The organism is Massilia sp. CT11-108, from assembly GCF_047302915.1.
Taxonomy (GTDB): Bacteria; Pseudomonadota; Gammaproteobacteria; order Burkholderiales; family Burkholderiaceae_D; genus Telluria; species Telluria orientalis.
Genome location: NZ_JBKYMO010000931.1, coordinates 1 through 1,275, shown reverse-complemented (window position 1 = coordinate 1,275; position 1,275 = coordinate 1). Strand labels below are relative to the sequence as shown.

Here is a 1,275-nt window from a genome sequence, read left to right as displayed (position 1 = left end):
GTCGCCGTCCAGCGGCACGCCGACCTGGCGGGCGCGCCGCGCGACGTAGGCGGACAGCGACTCGCGCGAGCGTTCGTTCGCGACGAGGCCAGGATAGACGAACGCCCTGCCCCAGACGTTGCGGACCACTTCGCGCACGAGCGAACGCAGCGAGCACTTCAGCGAGTAGGTCCACATCGACATGGTTTAGGTCGACTCCGTCAGGATTTTCCTATAAATTTTTGCAACATTGTTACCGAGAATATCATACGTCCGATGGCTTGTAACGTACGGTGGCCCACGTAATGCGAACTCGGCAGCAAGCGTCGCGTCATTTAACAATTGCAGCACAGCATCAGCGAACGGCACCGGCTCCATCGTCACGCACAGGCCGGCACCGCTTTCGTCGATGACAAGTTTCTGGTCGGGAATATCGTTGGCGACGCTGGGGATGCCGAGCGCCAGGTATTCGACGAGCTTCGTGGGCGACGACACGTCGAACAGGGTGCCGCGCGGGATCGGCGACAGGCCCACCTCGGCCCGCACGGCATAGCCGAGCGCCGTGCGCTGCGGCAGCCAGCCCGTCAGCAACACATGGTCGTCGAGGCGGCGCCGCTTGATTTCGCGGCGCATCCACGCCATCTCGTCGTCGGAGGGGGCGTCGCCGGCGATCACGAGCAGCACGTCGGGTTTTTTCTCGCGCAACTTGTCCGCCACGTCGAGCAGGAAGTCGGACCGGCGCGAACGGGCGATGCGGCCCAGGTACAGCACGACGCGGCGGTTATCCAGGCGCGGATCGTCGACCGGGTCGACATTGGCGCGGTCGAACAACTGGGCGTCCACGCCCATCGGCACGGCCGTCATGGTCGACCGGTCGAAACCTTTCGCGGCGAGCCAGTCGGCCATCGCATCGCTCTGCACGAACACGTGGCGCGCGCCGGGCAACACGAAGCGGTAGATGGCCACGCGCGATGCCCACGCGCGCAGCGCATGCCCCATCCATGTCAAACCGCGGCCCGAGCGGCCGATATCGTCGCGCCGGACCTCGAAACCTTCGACGATGGGGAACGACATCCAGTAGAGGAACGGCACGCGCAGCAGCGCGGCCACGATGCGTCCCAGCACGCCGCTGGCGATCTTGTCGCGCACCTGGATGCAGTCGGGCCGGCCATGGCGCAGCGCGCGCACGAGGCCCAGCAGGTCCCACAGCGGCGCGCACACGCTGGCGAAGCGGCTGCGCAGCGAGCCGACGACGTGCATGCCGCCGGCCCGACTGCATCCAGGTGCGCGACAAGA

Annotated in this window: 1 protein-coding gene and 1 pseudogene; both read right to left on the bottom strand. The window is 66.5% G+C overall.

Features of this window, described 5'->3' with window-relative positions:
* Positions 1-183: pseudogene (locus ACEN88_RS32110) on the bottom strand (phenylacetate--CoA ligase family protein); the annotation flags it as partial.
* Positions 184-186: 3 nt separating this feature from the next.
* On the bottom strand, positions 187-1,275 hold a 1,089-nt coding region (locus ACEN88_RS32105; protein ID WP_413346251.1), incomplete at its 5' end, for a glycosyltransferase.